This is a genomic window from Micromonospora sp. NPDC049529 (genome assembly GCF_055586685.1).
The window spans coordinates 121,980-139,726 of sequence record NZ_JBVJHT010000001.1; the positions used below are offsets into that span (position 1 = coordinate 121,980).

General features: G+C 72.3%; 17 protein-coding genes. 9 read left to right on the forward strand and 8 right to left on the reverse strand.

The window, feature by feature from the left end; genetic code table 11:
• Positions 1–138: 138 nt before the first annotated feature.
• A complete protein-coding gene (locus ACZ6QQ_RS00595) occupies positions 139–732 on the reverse strand; it encodes a bacterial proteasome activator family protein (RefSeq protein WP_465873153.1) in 594 nt (197 codons plus the stop codon).
• A 139-nt stretch (positions 733–871) separates the two neighbouring features.
• Between ACZ6QQ_RS00595 and ACZ6QQ_RS00600 the strand changes: the two genes are divergently transcribed.
• Complete coding sequence (locus ACZ6QQ_RS00600) at positions 872–1,666, forward strand: alpha/beta hydrolase family protein (protein ID WP_465873154.1); 795 nt, start codon at positions 872–874, stop codon at positions 1,664–1,666.
• A gap of 108 nt (positions 1,667–1,774) precedes the next feature.
• Positions 1,775–2,977, forward strand: a complete 1,203-nt coding sequence (locus ACZ6QQ_RS00605; RefSeq protein WP_465873155.1) for an ABC transporter substrate-binding protein — start codon at positions 1,775–1,777, stop codon at positions 2,975–2,977.
• Between the two features lie 78 nt (positions 2,978–3,055).
• On the opposite strand, the gene ddaH is transcribed toward ACZ6QQ_RS00605, so the two are convergent.
• The gene (ddaH, locus tag ACZ6QQ_RS00610; protein ID WP_465873156.1) at positions 3,056–3,889 is read right to left on the reverse strand and encodes a dimethylargininase; all 834 of its coding nucleotides are present in this window, start codon (positions 3,887–3,889) and stop codon (positions 3,056–3,058) included.
• A gap of 59 nt (positions 3,890–3,948) precedes the next feature.
• On the opposite strand from ddaH, the gene ACZ6QQ_RS00615 reads away from it, so the two are divergent.
• On the forward strand, positions 3,949–4,425 hold the full coding sequence (locus tag ACZ6QQ_RS00615) for an Lrp/AsnC family transcriptional regulator (protein WP_465873157.1): 477 nt from the start codon (positions 3,949–3,951) through the stop codon (positions 4,423–4,425).
• A gap of 54 nt (positions 4,426–4,479) precedes the next feature.
• Here ACZ6QQ_RS00615 and ACZ6QQ_RS00620 read toward each other — a convergent pair whose 3' ends face one another.
• Positions 4,480–4,962: a hypothetical protein gene (locus ACZ6QQ_RS00620; protein WP_465873158.1), complete on the reverse strand. Its 483-nt coding sequence runs from the start codon at positions 4,960–4,962 to the stop codon at positions 4,480–4,482.
• Positions 4,963–5,170: 208 nt separating this feature from the next.
• Between ACZ6QQ_RS00620 and ACZ6QQ_RS00625 the strand changes: the two genes are divergently transcribed.
• On the forward strand, positions 5,171–7,207 hold the full coding sequence (locus tag ACZ6QQ_RS00625; RefSeq protein WP_465873159.1) for a beta-propeller domain-containing protein: 2,037 nt from the start codon (positions 5,171–5,173) through the stop codon (positions 7,205–7,207).
• 10 nt (positions 7,208–7,217) lie between these two features.
• Here the strand turns inward: ACZ6QQ_RS00625 and ACZ6QQ_RS00630 are convergent, their stop codons facing one another.
• From ACZ6QQ_RS00630 to ACZ6QQ_RS00645, 4 genes are all read right to left on the reverse strand, one after another.
• Positions 7,218–8,381 (reverse strand): T3SS (YopN, CesT) and YbjN peptide-binding chaperone 1, encoded by a 1,164-nt coding sequence (locus ACZ6QQ_RS00630; protein ID WP_465873160.1) that lies wholly within the window; start codon positions 8,379–8,381, stop codon positions 7,218–7,220.
• A gap of 173 nt (positions 8,382–8,554) precedes the next feature.
• Positions 8,555–8,818: a DUF6457 domain-containing protein gene (locus ACZ6QQ_RS00635; protein ID WP_465873161.1), complete on the reverse strand. Its 264-nt coding sequence runs from the start codon at positions 8,816–8,818 to the stop codon at positions 8,555–8,557.
• A 49-nt stretch (positions 8,819–8,867) separates the two neighbouring features.
• A complete protein-coding gene (gene mobA / locus ACZ6QQ_RS00640) occupies positions 8,868–9,473 on the reverse strand; it encodes a molybdenum cofactor guanylyltransferase (RefSeq protein WP_465873162.1) in 606 nt (201 codons plus the stop codon).
• A gap of 39 nt (positions 9,474–9,512) precedes the next feature.
• Positions 9,513–10,652, reverse strand: a complete 1,140-nt coding sequence (locus ACZ6QQ_RS00645) for a DUF4192 domain-containing protein (protein ID WP_465873164.1) — start codon at positions 10,650–10,652, stop codon at positions 9,513–9,515.
• A gap of 157 nt (positions 10,653–10,809) precedes the next feature.
• Between ACZ6QQ_RS00645 and ACZ6QQ_RS00650 the strand changes: the two genes are divergently transcribed.
• From ACZ6QQ_RS00650 to ACZ6QQ_RS00670, 5 genes are all read left to right on the forward strand, one after another.
• A complete protein-coding gene (locus ACZ6QQ_RS00650; RefSeq protein ID WP_465873166.1) occupies positions 10,810–11,700 on the forward strand; it encodes a fructosamine kinase family protein in 891 nt (296 codons plus the stop codon).
• 17 nt (positions 11,701–11,717) lie between these two features.
• Positions 11,718–12,791, forward strand: coding sequence for a GTP 3',8-cyclase MoaA (moaA, locus tag ACZ6QQ_RS00655; RefSeq protein ID WP_465873168.1), 1,074 nt, complete (start codon positions 11,718–11,720; stop codon positions 12,789–12,791).
• A gap of 2 nt (positions 12,792–12,793) precedes the next feature.
• Positions 12,794–13,060 (forward strand): MoaD/ThiS family protein, encoded by a 267-nt coding sequence (locus ACZ6QQ_RS00660; RefSeq protein WP_465873169.1) that lies wholly within the window; start codon positions 12,794–12,796, stop codon positions 13,058–13,060.
• 203 nt (positions 13,061–13,263) lie between these two features.
• Entirely contained in the window at positions 13,264–13,416 is a 153-nt protein-coding gene (locus tag ACZ6QQ_RS00665; RefSeq protein WP_465873171.1) for a hypothetical protein, read from the forward strand.
• A gap of 134 nt (positions 13,417–13,550) precedes the next feature.
• Positions 13,551–16,772, forward strand: a complete 3,222-nt coding sequence (locus tag ACZ6QQ_RS00670) for a UvrD-helicase domain-containing protein (protein ID WP_465873172.1) — start codon at positions 13,551–13,553, stop codon at positions 16,770–16,772.
• A 55-nt stretch (positions 16,773–16,827) separates the two neighbouring features.
• Here ACZ6QQ_RS00670 and ACZ6QQ_RS00675 read toward each other — a convergent pair whose 3' ends face one another.
• Positions 16,828–17,565 (reverse strand): prepilin peptidase, encoded by a 738-nt coding sequence (locus tag ACZ6QQ_RS00675; RefSeq protein WP_465873173.1) that lies wholly within the window; start codon positions 17,563–17,565, stop codon positions 16,828–16,830.
• Between the last annotated feature and the right edge of the window lie 182 nt (positions 17,566–17,747).

Genomic DNA, 17,747 nt, shown 5'->3' on the forward strand with positions numbered 1-17,747 from the left:
GCTGGGTGGTGTGCGGGGTCGGCGCCCCCTGGCCGTCCCCCCCCCCCCCCCCCCCCCCCCCCCCCCCCCCCCCCCAAATCCCTTCGCAGCTTGCGGTGGTCGCGTTGGTAGCGGTGTCGGCGCAAGCGGGCGGCTGGGTTAGAGGTACTGACCGGTGTTGGGGTTGTCGAGGGTTTGGCCGGGGGTGCCGGGGATGAGGTTGGCGCCCTGGGGGCCGCTGGGCAGGGCGGGGCGGCCGCCGCGCATCTGTTCCAGTTGCAGTCGGGCGGCCATCTGCTGGGCGACCAGGGCGGCCTGGATGCCGTGGAACAGCCCTTCGAGCCAGCCGACGAGTTGGGCCTGGGCGACGCGGAGTTCACCCTCGCTGGGGGTGACGCCCTCCTCGAACGGGAGGGAGAGGCGCTCCAGTTCCTCGCGGAGCTCCGGGGCGAGGCCGTCCTCCAGCTCGACGATCGAGCGCTGGTGGATCTCGCGTAGGCGCTGCCGGCTCGCCTCGTCCAGCGGGGCGGACTTGACCTCCTCCAGCAGCTGCTTGATCATGCTGCCGATCCGCATGACCTTGGCCGGTTGCTCGATCAGGCTGCCCGGATCCTCGCCCTGCGCGTCCGCGCCGACCGGCACGGCGCCAACCGGCTGGCCGTCCGGGCCGACCACCACCACGGTGCCGGGACGGCCGGCTCCCGGGCGACTCGACTCGTCATTCTCGTTCGCGGAGCGCGCGGCATCGGTCATGCCCCCATTTTCACGCAGCCGGCGGGCCGGCCGCTCGCCGGGACCGGTTTCGCGCACTCCGGGGAACGGTCGTCCGCGGGAGCCGGTTCTGTGCACTCCGGGGGATGGTCGTCCGCGGGGACCGGGATACCGTCTGGCCGTGCCCTCCGATCCCCGCGCGGTGCTCACCCGTGTCGCACCCGTACCGGATGCCACCGTTTCCTACGGCGACGGGCCGGACCAGGTGGCCGACGTACGCCTGCCCGCCGCCCTCGGTGGTCCGGCCCGGCCGCTGGTGGTGGTGATCCACGGCGGGTTCTGGCGGGCCGAGTACGACCGTGGGCACACCTCGCCGTTGGCCGCCGATCTGGCCGCTCGGGGGTATCCGGTGGCGCAGTTGGAGTACCGGCGGCTCGGGCAGGCCGGTGGCGGGTGGCCGGGGACGCTGGAGGATGTGCTGGCGGGGCTTGTCGCGCTGCCGGGGCTGGTGGCCGGGGTGCTGGCGGCGGCCGGGAGCGAGCCGGCGGTGGGGCCGCCGGTGCTGGTGGGGCACTCGGCCGGTGGGCAGCTCGCGTTGTACTGCGCGCGGACGGTACCGGAGCGGGTCGGCGGGGTGCTGGCGCTGGCGCCGGTGAGCGACCTGGCGGAGGCGTACCGGCTCGATCTCGACGCGGGCGCGGTGGTGGGGCTGTTGGGCGGGGGCCCGGAGGAGTTTCCGGAGCGGTACGCGATCGCGGATCCGTCTCGGCACGTACCGCTCGGGTTACGTACGGTGATTGTTCACGGTGGGCTCGACCAGCAGGTACCGGCGGCGATGAGCCGGTCGTACGCGGCCGCCGCCGGGCCGAATTGCCGGTTGATCGAGCTGCCTGATTGCGAGCATTTCGGTCTCATCGATCCCGAATCGGCCGCATGGACGACCGTGACCGACGCACTGCGCTCGCTCCACCGGTGACATCCCATTCCCTGAACAGATGATCGAGCGCCATTGACGCAGCGTCGTCGAGCCGGTAGAACGCGGAGGGGCTGTGGGCCGCCCATTCACGTTCGGGAGGAACGATCTGTGTCGCAAATGGACCGCAGGCAGGCACTCAAGCTCTTCGCCGCACTCGGCGGAACCGGGCTGGCCGCCGCGTGCAGTACCGACACCGGAACGGAGACGGCCGACGGCCCGGTGAGCGACCAACCGGTCAAGATCGGCCTCATCGCCCCACAGACCGGCGGCTACAAGCCCATCGGTGACGAGATCGTCAAGGGTTTCCGGCTCTTCCTCGAACTCAACGAGGGACGGCTCGGCGGGCACCCGGTGGAACTGGTCCAAGCCGACGAGGGCGAGTCCGCGCAGACCGGCAAGGCGGCCCTGGACGGCCTGCTCAAGCAGAACGTGCTCGCCCTGACCGGGGTGGTGAACTCGTCGGTCATGCTCGGCATCCGGGACGCGGTCGAGCAGGCGAAGGTGCCCCTGGTCGGCTCGAACGCCTCCCCGGCGACGCTCCAGAGCGTCGTCTACATCTGGCGCACCTCGTACGTGAACGACGAGCCCGGACGCGCACTGGCCCCGTACGTGGCGGAGCAGGTGCCGCGCGGGAAGAGGATCACCATCATCGCGCCGGACGGGCAGAGTGGCCGGGATGCGGTGGCCGGTTTCCAACAGGGATTCGGTGCCGCCGACCCGCGGATCGCCGGTGCGGTGCTCTGGACGGAGTTCTCCACCAATCCCGGTAAGGGCGCCTTTTCGGCCAAGATCGAACAACTGCGGGACCGGAACCCGGACGCGATCTTCTGCTTCTATGCCGGTGCCGCCGCAGTCGAGTTCCTCCGGCAGTTGCGCGGCTCCGGCTACCGGAAAACGATCTACGCGCCGGGCTTTCTCACCGAGGGTTCGGTGCTCAGTGAGCTGAAGCCGGAGGAGGCGGAGGGGATCGTCACCGCCCTGAACTACTCGGCGGACCTGAACAACGCGGCCAACCGCCGGTTCGCGTCCGCGTTCCGCAAGGCGCACGGCGCCTCGCCGACCACGTACGCGATGGCCTCGTACGACGCGGCGCAGGTGTTGAACAAGGCGATCCGGATCGCCGGGGTGAAACCGACGCCGCAGCAGGTCAACCTCGCGCTCGGCAACGTGGGTCAGATCGACAGCCCGCGCGGGCCGTGGCAGTTCAACCAGCCCCGTACGCCGCAGCAGAAGTGGTACCTGCGCAAGGTCCAGCGGGACGGGCAACTGCTCTCGAACGTGCTGATCAACGAGTTGGCGACCCTGGGCTAGGAGCCGGCGACGGTGGGCCGGGGATGACCGGTGGTCGGCCGTGGGCATCGGGAGCGGGTGCCCACGGCCGAGGCCGGGTCAGGGGCGCAGTTCGGCGACGCAGCACTTGACGCTGCCGCCGCCCTTCTTCAGCTCACCCAGCTCGACCGGGACCGGAAGGTAGCCGGCCGCCTCGATCTTGGCGGCCAGGCCGGTCGCCTCGCTGTTGAGCAGTACGTGCCGGCCGTCGCTGACCAGGTTCAGCCCGAAGGCCAGGGCGTCGGTCTCGGCGGCGAGCACCGCGTCCGGGAAGAGCTGGGCGAGCACCTGCTGGGCGGCGGTCGAGAACGCGCCGGGGAAGTAGGCGATGTTCCGGTCGTCGAGCGCGGCCAGCGCGGTGTCCAGGTGGTAGAACCGGGGATCGACCAGGCGCAGCGAGATCGCCGGGCGGCCCAGCACCTCCTGCGCCTGCGCGTGCGCGGCCACCTCGGTACGGAAGCCGTACCCGGCGAGGATGGTGCCGCCGTACGCCTCGGGCAGGTAGGCGAAGTCGCCCTCGCCCTCGTTCGTGACGGTCGGCGCCACGTACCGCCAGCCCCGGGCCTCGTAGAACGCCCGGTGGGCGGCGGCCTCGGCGGTCCGCTGCGGGTACCGGAAACGGGCCCCGTAGGCGGTGCCGTCGACCACGAAGGCGCCGTTGGCCGCGAAGACCATGTCCGGCAGGCCGGGCTCGGGGTCGAGCACGTGCACCGTGTGCCCCAGGCCGACCAGGGTCTCCCGTAGGCGGTCCCACTGCTTGACCGCCAACTCGACGTCGACCGGCGCGGTGGGATCCATCCACGGGTTGATCACGTACTGCACCGCGAAGTGCTCCGGTGCACACAAGAGAAATGTCCGCTTTCGCGGGATCCGCCGCTGGTTCACGGATACCAAGAGTAGGTACGCTGGAGCGACGTAAACAGCCGGATCTGTTGCTTCTCAGAGGCGGAACGTTGCAGATAGACGAGATAGATCAGCGAATCATTGCGTCCCTGGTGGCGGATGCGCGTCAGTCGTACGCGGAGATCGGTAGCCGGGTGTCACTCTCCGCACCGGCGGTCAAGCGCCGGGTGGACCGACTACGGGCCGGCGGGGTGATCCGGGCATTCACCACCGTCGTCGACCCGGCCGCAGTCGGCTGGACCACCGAGGCCTTCGTCGAGCTGTTCTGCACCGGCCGGACCACCCCGGCACAGCTCACCGTCGCCACCCGCCGGCACCCGGAGGTGGTCGGCGCGTACACCGTCTCCGGGGAGGCGGACGCGCTGGTGCACCTGCGCGCCGCCGACATCACGCACCTGGAGCAGGCGCTCGAACGGTTGCGGGCGGAACCGTTCGTGACCTCGACCCGGAGCATGATCGTGCTGTCCCGGCTGGTCGACTCGCCGACCGTGGTCCCGGCGCCGGCACCGACACCGGTGGTCGGCTGAGCGGACGCTGCGGGGCCTGCTCAGGCGCGATCGGTCAGGGCGGCGGGCCGGGGGTCAGCGTAGGCCGGGGTTGGCGTCGCTGCCGCCCCAGCTCAGACCCCCGAGGCCGGCCGCCCGGTGGAAGCCGGGATGTTCGCGTACGTCCGCGCAGACCTCCTCGTCCGGGCCGATCGCGCCACAGAAGAGCGGTTCGATGTGGTTCCAGGTGTCGGCCCGGGAGAGCAGCGGTGCGTGTACGCCCACCTCGGGCCGGAGCACGCTGAGCCCCTCGGCGTAGCTGACCGCGTGTGCACGCGCCTCGTCCAGGGTGGCCGCCGGGAAGGTGAGGTGCAGCGTGTAGCGGGTGTGCGCGGCCTGCTCGGGCCAGGTGGGGCCGGACTGCCGGGGAAACTGCGGCGGGCGCTTGAGCGCGTGCGCCACCGCCGCCCGCACGGGCTCGGAGACGTCCGCCCCGTCAAGTACGGCAAACAAGTCCGCCTCGCGCTCCGGTTGGGCATAGTGGGGCTTGTGCCAGTGTGGCGAGCGGTTGTCGATCACCAATACCTCCCGGTACGCGCGCGTTAGCGTCCTTTGTCGATATTCTTCGTGAAACACAGTGACGAAGCAGTCACGAAGAGCATGCATGGGATTTCTCTCGGATGCAACGCCGCAAATCGGGATGGACCGCTGACCCCTCGCCGACCCGGCGGCGGGTAAACGTCGGGCAGGGCGGAACGCGAGAGCCGTTCGGTGCGTCGTACCGGCCATGACCCGCAGGCGTTTCGCTCGTCCCGTCACCGTCATCGCCGGCTGCGCACTGGTCGGCACGCTCGCACTGGTCGCCGCGAGCAGTCCCACGCCCACCGCCCGTCCCGTCGTCCGGGACTCCGGAGTGCCGGCCGCCGGCTGGCAACTCGTCGCCTTCGACTCCTGCGCGGACGCGCTGGGCCGGCTCAAGACGGCCGCGAAGGCGTACGTCGGGCCGTGGGGTTTCGGGAGCGGTTACCGCTCCCTCGGCGACGCGTCGATGACCGGCGGACGGCGGGCGATAGCAGCCGACGCGGCGCTGCCGCCGGTCGCCGCCGCCGGAGCGCCCGGCATGGACTCCGCCGAGACCGCGTCCGGCTACTCCGGCACCAACACGCACGAGGTCGGTGTGGACGAACCCGATCTGGTCAAGACCGACGGCCGACGGATCGTCACGGTCTCCGGCGGGGTGCTGCACGTGATCGACCCGGCGACGCGGCAGCGGACCGGGCGGCTGGAGCTGTTCGGGGCCGACGACCCCGGTCGGTGGAACGAGAGCGACCTGCTGCTGCACGGCGACCGGGCGCTGGTGCTGGTTCGCGACGGTTGGGGCGGCGGGATACCGGCGGCGGAGATCCGGCGGCCCGGCATCGTGCCCGGCCCCGACGGCATGCCGCCGGCCTCGGACGCGATCAGCGGGCCACGGCTGATCCTGGTCGACCTGGCCGGTGCACCCCGGATCCTCACCGAGTACCGGACCGACGGCAGCCTGGTCGACGCCCGGCAGGTTGGCGCGACGGTCCGGATCGTGGTGCGGTCCGCGCCCCGGCTGGCCTTCCCGCACAAGGAATCCGGCAGCGACGCGGACCGCGTCGAGGCCAACCGCGACATCATCGACGCGGCGCCCGCGCAGTCCTGGCTACCCCGCTACGAGGTGACCACCGGCGGCACCACCCGCGCCGGACAGGTCGGCTGCGACCGGCTGGTCCGACCGGCCAGCTACTCCGGTACGTCGATGGTGAGCCTGCTCAGCTTCGACCTCGGCGCGAGCACCCTGGACGAGGGCGACCCGCTGACCGTGGTCGCCGACGGCGACACCGTCTACAGCACCGGCGACCGGCTCTACCTGACCAACGACCAGCGCTGGCAGTTCCCGATCGGACCGGCGGTCGACGGCTTCGCCCCGCAGCCCCGCGACGAGAAAACCGAGATCTACCAGTTCGACACCAGTGGTACGGGAGCACCCCGGTACCTCGCCGCCACCACCGTTCCCGGCTGGCTGATCAATCAGTACGCGCTGTCCGAGTGGGACGGTCACCTCCGCGTCGCCACCACCACCGGCCAGGCCAGGGGTGCCGACTCGCCGTCCAGTTCGGCCGTGTACGTGCTCCGCGCGGACGGCACGGAGCTGACCGAGACCGGCCGGGTGACCGGGCTGGGCAAGGGCGAACGGATCTACGCCGTACGGTTCGTCGCCGGCACCGGGTACGTCGTCACCTTCCGTCAGACCGATCCGCTGTACACGGTGGACCTGACCCGTCCGGCCGCTCCCCGGGTGGTCGGCGAGCTGAAGATCAGCGGGTATTCGGCGTACCTGCACCCGGTCGACGGGAACCGGCTGCTCGGCATCGGCCAGGAGGCCACCGAGCAGGGCCGGGTCCAGGGCACCCAGGTTTCCCTCTTCGACGTCTCCGACCTGGCCCGACCGAACCGGCTCGCCCAGCACCACATCCGGCAGAGCAACTCGGAGGCCGAGCACGACCCGCACGCCTTCCTCTACTGGCCGGCGGAACACCTGGTCGTGGTGCCGCTGAGCACGTACGAGCCGGCGACCGGGAAGATGCCGACCCGGGGCGCCCTGGCGCTGCGGGTCAGCGGGGACCGGTTCACCCCGCTCGGCGTGGTCGAACACGACCAGAAGGTCGGCTCGGAGAAGACCGGGATGATCCGGCGATCGTTGGTGGTGAACGGCCTGCTCTGGACCGTCTCGGACACCGGGCTCAAGGCCAGCCAACTGTCCACGATGGATACGGTGGGCTGGGTCGAGCTGTCGTGACCGGCATCGCTCAGAGGTACATCCCGGTACGGTGCTCGCCCGTCGCCCGGTTCGTCGGCTTGTCGCCCTCGCCGAAGAACCGCTTGCCGCCGAACTCGCCGTGCAGCCGGTCGTCGAGTTCGTCGGCGAGCCCGGTCATCACCTGTACGGCGAGCATCAGGTGGGTCGCCTGGAAGTTCCGACCGAACACCGGGATCGACGCCCACACCGTCTCGTTGGCGCAGTAGAGCCGACCGATCGGCATCCGGTTGGTCAACTCGGAGAGCTTCACGTAGAGCTGCTCGGTCGGCTCGATCTCGGTCAGGATCGGGGAGAAGACGTCGACCAGCGGCGGATTGTCCCGTACCCGAACGAAAACCATGGCCGAGCCGGCCCGGATGTTGATGTCACCGTCGGAGTCGACCTGGAGCTGTTCCGTGTTCGCCTTCATCATCGCCGAGACGACGGTACGGACCCGCTCCTCCAGCGGGATGACCTCCTCGCCGACCGCCTGGGCGGCCCGCGCGGCGGCGAGCGCCTCGTCCAGGTCCGCCTCGACATCACCGGTGGAACCGGTCTCCTCGTCGAGATCCGGGCCGATCGCGGAACGGGCCGTACCGAGCGGCTCGATCGCGATCGGCTCGTCGTCGGTGTTCTGGGCCAGGTAGACCAGGAATGCCGGGTGCGGGGCACCGTAGACGTCCCGCAGCGTACGGACCACGGTGGTGGCCAGCCGGCTCGCCTCCGCCGTACCGCTGCGCAGGCCGAAATGCGGCCCGGAGCCCTCGATCACGCCGGGCGGCGACCAGCCGAGCGCGACCATTTCCGCAACCGCGCCCCGGTTGAGCCGGAAACCCTCCGGCAGGGCCGCGTTGCCGACCGCGCGGGCACCGATCCGACCCTCGGCCCCGGCCTCGATGCTGACCGAGTAGATGGCGTCACCGGTGCCGGAGGCGGTGGGGTCGAGGGTGACCTCCACCCGGGAGCCGGCCGGCAACTCACGCAGGGCCACCGCCAGCGCGCGGGCGAACTCCTGCCAGGCCTCGGTCACCTTCGCCTGCAGGTCGGCGGTGCTGGGCTCGTCGAGCAGGATCGAGTCGTGGTGGGCCGGCCAGGCGTCACCGGCCAGGGCAGGCTCGGCCGCAGCAGGCTCGGTCGCTTCGGACCCGGTCGCCGAGGGGTGCTCCGCGTTCATGATCGCCTCCGTCCGTCAAGCCCACACCCTACCCAGCGCGACGGTTGGTGGGCATAGCGCCGACCCGGATCGGACACTCGCCGGAGCCGAGCGGGAACCACGCCGCCGGGGACCATGCTGCTTTCGTCATCCGACGGCGTCGTCGGCGGCGGCGAGGCCGGGAGCCTTCGTCCTCAGACGGCGTCGTCGGCGGCGGCCGGGCCGTCCGGCAGCGGCCACGAACGGGCCAGCACGGACAGCCGGTCGGCCGCCTCCGCCGGGTCCGCGCCGCGCCCGACCGCGATCCCCAGCAGGTACGCGGTGACCGGCGCACCCGGACGCAGCACCTGATGGGCGACATCCCGGGCCAGGTCAAGCACTACCGGAACGTCCGCCACCGTCGGCTCCAGCCCCAGTTCGGCGCAGGCCGCCCCCACCCAGTCGTCGAGCGTCCCCATCAGTTCCGCACCGCGATCCGGTCCGGCGACAGGAACTGGTCGAGCACCGTCATCGTGTCCACTCCTCGGCCCGGCGTACGTCGTCGTCAGTGTCGCAGTCGAACCACGGTGGCGGCCCCGATCCGACCCAGGAGACCTCGATCACGCTCAGTTCGGCCACCAGCCGCCGGATCGAGGCACCGGCCAGGCTCCCGCCCCGCTGCTCGGCGAGCCGGTCGAGGGCGCCGGCCAGGGCTGCCGTACGCCACACCCCGCAGAGCAGTTGCCGCCGGCCGTCGCCGTCCCGGTAGAGCACCCCGTCGGCGGTCGACCCGGCGAGTTGGTCGGCCAGCAGGGTGACCGCGTCGGCGGTGAGCAGTGGAAGGTCGGCGGCGAGCAGGGCGACGTACTCCGGAGGTGTGCCGTCGGCGAGCGCGGCGAGGCCGGCGGCGGTCGCGGCGACCGGGCCACCGCCGGGCGGATCCTCGCGGGTGAGCAGCACTCCGGGTGGCAGATCGGCGGCCGGGCCGACCATGATCCGGGGCGTCGCCGTGGCGACCGCGGCGAGCACCCGCTCACGCATCGACCGGCCGTTGACCGGCACCGCCGGTTTGTCCACCCCGCCCATCCGACGGGCCGCACCACCGGTGAGCACCACCGCCGCCAGTCCAACCATCGGCCAACGTTAACCGGCATCCGCCCGGCGACGCACCGCTCAGTCGGCGTGGCGGCGGGACGGGTGCCAGTCGCGGCGGCGGACCCTGGACCGGCGGGGGCGCACGGCTCGTTCGGCGAGCCCACCCGTGCCGGGCCGGCGAGGACCTCTGCCCCGGCGGCCGCGTCGGTCGCGGCGGGACGGCGAGGCCCAGCTTTCGTCCAGCGCGGACGGTGGCAGGCCGCCGTTGAGTACGTCGGCCATGAGCTGTGCCATCGAATAGCCCGGATCGTCGGTCAGCGCCCGCTCCACCGCCACCGAGGCGAGCGCGCCGTTGCCGAGCCGCCAGGCGGCGAAGGCGAGCAGCCCGCCCGGTGCCGCCGCCAGGCCGGGCTCGGCTCGACGCAGCACGTCGGTCCAGAGCGCCACCTGCCAGTCCTGCGCCCCGATCCGCTCCCAGGCATGGTCGCGTACCTCCAGGTGGGTGAGGAGCACGGTGAGCCAGGCCAGGTCGTCGTCCGGCAACGTGCCGCCGGCGCGGTAACGGTCCTCGGCCAGCCGCACGATCGCCGTACCGGCGGCCCGTACGGCTGCCATGCCCGTGGGGTCGGTGTCCGGGGCGGTGGCGAGCAGGTCGAGCAGCCGCTGCCGGGCGCGTACGGTGGCGCGGCTCATCGCCTCGCGGGCCGGACCCTCGACGGCGGCCAGGCGGCCGGTCAGCGCGGCGCGGTCGGGCAGGGCCACGTGGCCGGCGAAGGTGGCAGCGGCGGCGACGGCACTGGTGGTCGGGTCGAACGGGGTGCCCTCCGGCGGGCAGCACCGGGGTTCGTCGCACCGGTACGACCAGTAGCGGCCGTCGGTGACCCGGAGTGCGTCGAAGACCATCAGGCCGGCCCGCCCGACGGCGGCCTCCAACTCGTCCACGGCCGGAGTGACCCGCTGCGCCGGCCCGTACCCGATGATGGTGACCGCGTGGGCGCCCTGCCGGTGGATGACGGCGGTCAGGTAGTCGGCGGCCTGACGCAGCTCGGGGCTGCCCGGCTCGGGCAGGTCGCCTCGGGCGACGAAGACGATCCGGGTGCCACGCATGGCGAGCAGCACCAGGCTGTCGGCGGGGTGGAACCCGAGCAGGTAGGGAACCGCCGAGATCAGGTCGGCGGTCGAACGTACGGTCAACTGTGGCGGATCGGTCGAGGTCATGCCGGCAGCCTGGCCCGCGCGTCGTACTGATCGGAAGACCCCGCCGCCGGCTGTGGACGACACGCGGGTTATCCACAGGTACGCACCGTAGTCGTCCTGCTCAGCCGAATCTTCGACCCGTAGCGGTCGACCGACGGGCGGGCGGTACGTTGCGCGGATGGACCTGGCGTACCTCCGGGCGCACCCGAAGCACCTGCCCACCTTCCTGACCCACCAGCGGATCAGGGAGACGCCGGTCGCCGGAGGCGACATCTGCGACGCCCGTCGGCTCACCCTCGACGACGGTAACTCCGTCTTCGCCAAGAGTTGGCCCGAGGGCGGTGCTACGCCCGTACCGGAAGGGTTCTTCGCCGCCGAGGCGGCGGGGCTGCGCTGGTTGCGGGAGGCCGGTGCGGTGCCGATGCCGGAGGTGATCGCGGAGCTGCCGGAACTGCTCGCGCTGGAGTGGGTCGAACCCGGTCCGCCGACCCCGGCGGCAGCGACCCGGTTCGGCCGGGAGCTGGCCGCGCTACACCGGGCCGGAGCACCCGCCTTCGGTGCCGGGTGGGCCGGGTTCATCGGCGCGCTGCCGCAGTCGAACACCCCCTCGGCCGGGCCGTGGCCGGCCTGGTTCGCCGAGCACCGGCTGGCGCCGTACCTGCGCCTGTCGGTCGACAACGGGGCCCTGGGGCCGGCGGAGGTCGCGCTGGTCGAGCGGGTGATGGAAAACATCGACGGGTACGGCGGGGCCGAACCGCCCGCCCGGATCCATGGTGACCTGTGGCCGGGCAACCTGCTCTGGGGCGCGGACGGACGGGCCTGGCTGGTCGACCCGGCCGCCCACGGCGGGCACCGGGAAACCGACCTGGCCCAGCTCGCGCTCTTCGGCGGTGCCGCCGAACTGCCCCGGATCCTCGACGGTTACCAGGAGATCTGGCCGTTGGCCGACGGGTGGCGGCAACGGGTGCCGGTGCACCAACTGCACCTGCTGCTGGTGCACACCGCGCTGTTCGGTGCGAGTTACCGTACGGCGGTAAGCGCGGCGGCTGGCTCCGCACTACATGGTTGACGGTATACCGTCGAACGATGGGCATCCCGGTTATCCAATCGACCGCCACCGGGCCGGCGACCGTGTCCGTACGGCCGCCGCTCGGCACCCTCGTCGACCGGTACCAGCGGGTCGCCACCGACCTGCGTGTCTCCCTGACCGACAAGTGCAACCTGCGGTGCACCTACTGCATGCCGGAGGAAGGGCTGCCCTGGCTGCCACAGAGCCGGCTGCTGACCGATGCCGAGATCAACCGACTGGTCCGGGTCGCGGTGCAGCTGCTCGGCGTGACCGAGGTCCGGTTCACCGGCGGCGAGCCGTTGATCCGCCCCGGACTGCCGGCCATCGTCGCCGCCGCCGCCGGTCTGACGCCTCGGCCGACGCTGTCACTGACCACGAACGGCATCGGGCTGGAACGGCTCGCCGGCCCGCTGCGGGCGGCCGGGCTGGACCGGGTGAACGTGTCCCTGGACACCATCGACCCGGACCGGTTCACCACCCTGACCCGGCGTAACCGGCTGTCGGACGTACTGGCCGGGCTGGCCGCCGCGGCGACTGCCGGTCTGACGCCGGTGAAAATCAACTCGGTGCTGATGCGCGGCGTCAACGACCGGGACGCACCGGCACTGCTCCGCTTCGCCCTCGACCACGGCTACGAACTGCGGTTCATCGAACAGATGCCGCTGGACGCGCAGCACGGCTGGGACCGCTCGGAGATGGTCACCGCCGACGAGATCCTGGCCGCCCTGCGGGACGCGTTCACCCTGCTCCCCGACCCGGTGGCGCGTGGCGGCTCACCGGCGGAAACGTGGCTCGTCGACGGCTTCACCGGGCTGGACGGGCGACCGGCACGGGTCGGCGTCATCGGCAGCGTCACCCGGCCGTTCTGCGGTGACTGCGACCGGACCCGGCTCACCGCCGACGGTCAGGTACGCGCCTGCCTGTTCGCCACCGAGGAGTCCGACCTGCGTGAGGCGTTGCGGGGCGGCGCCGACGACGAGGAGATCGCCCGGCGCTGGCGTACGGCGATGTGGGGCAAACGGGCCGGACACGACATCGACGACCCGACCTTCCTGCAACCGTCCCGGCCGATGTCGGCGATCGGAGGCTGACCATGACCACACGTGACGACTCCCCGACCATCACGGTCCGCTACTTCGCGGCGGCACGGGCGGCGGCCGGGGTCAGCGAGGAGTCCGCACCGGGCGGACTCACCCTCGACGCGCTCGCCGACACGCTCGGCATCCGGCACGGCGAGCGGTTGGCCGGCGTACTGAAGGTGGCCAGTTTCCTGGTGGACGGCGTGGTGCAGCGCGACCGTCAGCAGCCGCTGCCGGCCGGCGGCACGGTCGACGTGCTGCCGCCGTTCGCGGGCGGCTGAGCGGCCCGGCCCGCGTCGGTGCCGGCCGTCGCTCGTTCGTCAGCACACAGGGGCGGGCGGGTGCGGGGGTACGGGGGTCGGACCGGGGGCGTACGTGGCGTGGCAGATCGGTCGGCCGCTGCTCATCGCGCTCGCCCTGGGCAGCCATCCACGGCGGCGGAACTCGCTCCGGATGATGCTCTGGCCCCGCCCTGGTCATCGCGGTGCTGGCGCTCTGCGCGCTGATCCCGGTGATGCTCCTCGCACCGGCACTGGTCGCGAGCATCACCGCCGCCGGGGTGCTGGCCGTGGTCTCCGCCGTCCAACTCGTACGCCGCCGGCAGGGCCGGACCGTCGAGCCGGCGCCGCCGTTCTGATCCGGTTGTCGCGACCGGACCGTCGCGACCCGACCGAGGTCCGCGACCGGGCCGAAGCGCCGGTGCCGCATCGCGGATCTCACGCTTGTGCGTGGCGCCACGCGCGGGCGGACCGGCCCATGACAGTATGCGGCGTGCTTCCGTTCAGCGCTGCACCTTCCGGCGGCCCCGCCTCGACCGCCGGTTCCTTCGTCGCGGACCTGCACATTCACTCGAAGTATTCGCGTGCCTGTAGCCGGGACCTGACCCTGCCGAACCTCGGCTGGTGGGCCAAGCGCAAGGGCATCAGCGTCCTCGGCACCGGCGACTTCACCCACCCCGCCTGGTACGACCACCTGCGCGAGACGCTGCACCCGGCCGAGCCGGGGCTCTACCGGCTGAGCCCGGAGGCGGAACGGGACATCGCCCGGCGGTTGCCGCCCCGGCTGTCCAGCGTGGCCGAGGCTAACCCGGTGCGTTACCAGCTCAGCGTCGAGATCTCGACGATCTACAAGCGGGACGACCGGACCCGCAAGGTGCACCACCTGGTCTACCTGCCCGACCTGGACGCGGTGGCGCGGTTCAACGCCGTGCTGGGCCGGATCGGCAACATCGGTTCCGACGGACGGCCGATCCTCGGGCTCGACTCCCGCGACCTGCTGGAGATCGTGCTGGAGGCTAGCCCGGACGGGTACCTGGTCCCGGCGCACATCTGGACCCCGTGGTTCTCCGCGCTCGGCTCCAAGTCCGGCTTCGACGCGATCGCCGACTGCTACGCCGACCTGGCCGAACACATCTTCGCGGTGGAGACCGGTCTCTCCTCCGACCCGGAGATGAACTGGCGGGTCTCCAGCCTCGACCGGTACCGCCTGGTCTCGAACTCGGACGCGCACTCGCCGCCCGCGCTGGCCCGCGAGGCCACCGTCTTCGCCACCGACGTCGACTACTACGCGATCCGGTCGGCGCTGCGTACGGGCGACGGGCTGGCGGGGACGATCGAGTTCTTCCCCGAGGAGGGGAAGTACCACGCGGACGGTCACCGGCTCTGCGGGGTCAACTGGGCGCCGGAGCGGACCCGGCAGGCCGGCGGGCTCTGCCCGGAGTGCGGCAAGCCGCTCACCGTCGGGGTGCTGAGCCGGGTCGAGGACCTCGCCGACCGGCCGGAGGGACACCTTCCGCCGGGCGCCCCACGGGTGAGTCACCTGGTCCAGCTCGCCGAGATCCTGGGCGAGATCAACGGGGTCGGCCCGAAGTCGAAGACGGTCGAGGGGCAGCTCAACAACCTGGTCGCCGCGCTCGGCGCCGAACTGGACATCCTCACCGCCGTACCCCTGGACGACCTGCGGCAGGCCGGTGGCGAACGGATCGCCGAGGCGGTCGGCCGGCTCCGCCGGGGCGAGGTACGCCGTACCCCCGGCTTCGACGGCGAGTACGGCGTGATCAGCCTCTTCGCCCCGGGCGAACTGCGCGGGCCGGGTGCGGCCGGCGAGCCGGAGGCGTTGTTCGACGTACCCGTGTCGGTGCCCCGGCCGCGACCGGCGGCGGAGTCGGTGCCGAAGCCTCGGGCCAAGCCCACCGCGAAGGCCGCCGCCGAGCCGAAGCGCCGACCGGCCCGGCCCGTTCCCGCCCCGGCACCGCCGATCGCCCCGCCGCCCTCGCCGCACGAGCCGTTCGAGCCGATGCTGGCCGGGATGGAGGAGGTCGGCACCGGGCTGCTCGACCGGCTCGACGCGATGCAGCGGGTGGCCGCCTCCGCGCCGGGCGGGCCGCTGCTCATCGTCGCAGGTCCCGGCACCGGCAAGACCCGTACGCTGACGCACCGGATCGCGTACCTCTGCGCGGAGCTGAACGTCTTCCCGGAGCACTGCCTGGCGATCACGTTCACCCGGCGGTCGGCGGAGGAGTTGCAGGCCCGGCTCGACGGGTTGCTCGGCCCGGTGGCCGAGGACATCACCGTGGGCACCTTCCACTCGCTCGGCCTGTCGATCCTGCGCGAGCACCCGGCCGCCGCCGGACTGCCGGAGAACTTCCGGATCGCCGACGACACCGAACGGACCGCCGCGCGGGCCGAGGCCGGTGAGGACGACTCGGCGTACGTGAAGCTGCTCCGGGGCCAGGACCTGGTCGACCTGGACGAGCTGGTGACCCTGCCGGTACGGCTGCTGCGCGACGATCCGGAGCTGGTCCGGCAGTATCGCGACCGGTGGCGGTGGATCTTCGTCGACGAGTACCAGGACGTCGACGAGGTCCAGTACGAGCTGCTCCGGCTGCTCGCCCCGCCGGACGGCAACCTCTGCGCGATCGGCGACCCGGACCAGGCGATCTACTCGTTCCGGGGCGCGGACGTGGCGTACTTCCTGCGTTTCTCCGAGGACTTCGTCGACGCCCGGCTGGTCCGGCTGACCCGCAACTACCGCTCGTCGGCACCGATCCTCGCCGCCGCCGTCCAGGCGATCGCGCCGACGTCGCTGGTCCGGGGGCGCCGGTTGGATCCGGCCCGGCTGGACCCGGAGGCACCGCTGGTCGGCCGCTATCCGGCCGCGTCGGTCGCGGACGAGGCGAGTTTTGTCGTACGCACCGTCGACGACCTGGTCGGCGGGCTCTCGCACCGGTCGCTGGACTCGGGTCGGATCGACGGTCGCAACTCGACCGTCTCCTTCTCCGACATCGCGGTCCTCTACCGCACCGACGCCCAGGCCGCCCCGATCGTGGACGCGCTGGTCCGGGCCGGGGTGCCGGTGCAGAAGCGGTCGCACAACCGGCTGCGGGACCGGCCCGGCGTGGCGGTGATCGCCCGCGAGCTGCGACACGCCGACGGGCTCGGCGGTTCACTGGCCGCACGGGTACGCCTCGCCGGTCAGGTGCTCGCCGAGCGGTTCGCGATGCCGACCCTGGACGCGCCCGGCGGCGTCGGCCCGGACGAGATCCGCAACGCGGTCGACCTGCTCACCCCGCTGGCCCAGCGCTGCGGCGACGACCTGCCGCTGTTCCTGTCGCAGCTCGCCACCGGCGCCGAGGTGGACGCGCTCGATCCGCGCGCCGAGGCGGTCACCCTGCTGACCCTGCACGCCGCCAAGGGCCTGGAGTTCCCGGTGGTCTTCCTGGTCGGCTGCGAGGACGGGCTGTTGCCGCTGCGCTTCCCCGGCCGCCCGCCGACCGACGACGACGTCGCTGAGGAACGGCGGCTGTTCTTCGTCGGGCTCACCCGCGCCCAGGACCGGCTCTACGTCAGCCACACCGCCCGGCGGGCACGCCACGGCCAGGAACGGGACTGTGCGCCGACACCGTTCCTGGACGCGATCGATCCCGGCCTGTTCGAGCGGTTCGGCGACACCGGACCCCGCCGCCCCAAGGACCGCCAGCTCCGCCTGCTCTGAGCTCTACGCCCGGGTCCCTGTCGTCACGCTCGTAGAAGGATCGCGAGTCTCGTCGTCACGCTCGCAGGAGGATCGCGAGCAGGGCGCCGGTGAGCAGGGCGGGACCGAAGGGCAGGGCGGTGTGCCGGTCGGCCCGTCGGGTCAGCAGCAGGGCCAGCGCCACCGTGCCGTTGATCAGGTGCGGCAGGACGAGGCCGAGCAGCAGCACCGGCCAGCCGAACCAGCCCAGCGGCAGGCCGAGTACGGCGGCCAGCTTCACGTCGCCGAAGCCGAGCCGGGACCCCGGCAGGAGGGCGAGCAGCAGGTAGCCCCCGGCGCTGACGAGCGCACCGAGCAGGGCGCGTACCAGCGGCTGCGGGGTGTCCAGCAGGTACGCCGCGACGGCGAGCCCGAGCAGGGCGGCCCCGGCACCGAGCGCCACCAGGGGATCGGGCAGCCGCAGGCAGGTCAGGTCGATCCAGGCCAGCGGCAGCCCGACGGCGGCCAGTGCCAGCACTGCGGGCAGCACCGGCTCGACCCCGGTGGCCGTGCTCAACCGTACGGTGAGCAGGCCGAAGACGACGGCTCCGAGGATGGCGACGGGTCCGGTACGGGGACCCAGACGCGCGCCGCAGCCCGGGCAGCGCGCGTCGGGGCGTACCCAGCCGGGTAGGCCACGTGGGAAGGTGCGGGTGCACCGCGCACAGGCCGACCTCGGCGGTGATCCGGACTCGACGGCGAGTCGATGGACCAGCCACGGTGTGCCCGCCCCGAACACCGCCCCGAGTGCGGTGGCGGCGAGCGCGGCGAACATGCGCCCGGATGTTATCGCCGGATGACCACAGCGGGCGACCCCCGAGTCGTCTGCGTGACATTCTCCGCCGCCGGGACGGATCCGGATGGTACGGATCCCGGCAAAGCCGGCCGACTCGGCGAGTTGGCGCGGTTGGGGGGCGTGAGCCGATCAGGGGGTCACGCTACGGTGACCTGAGCATC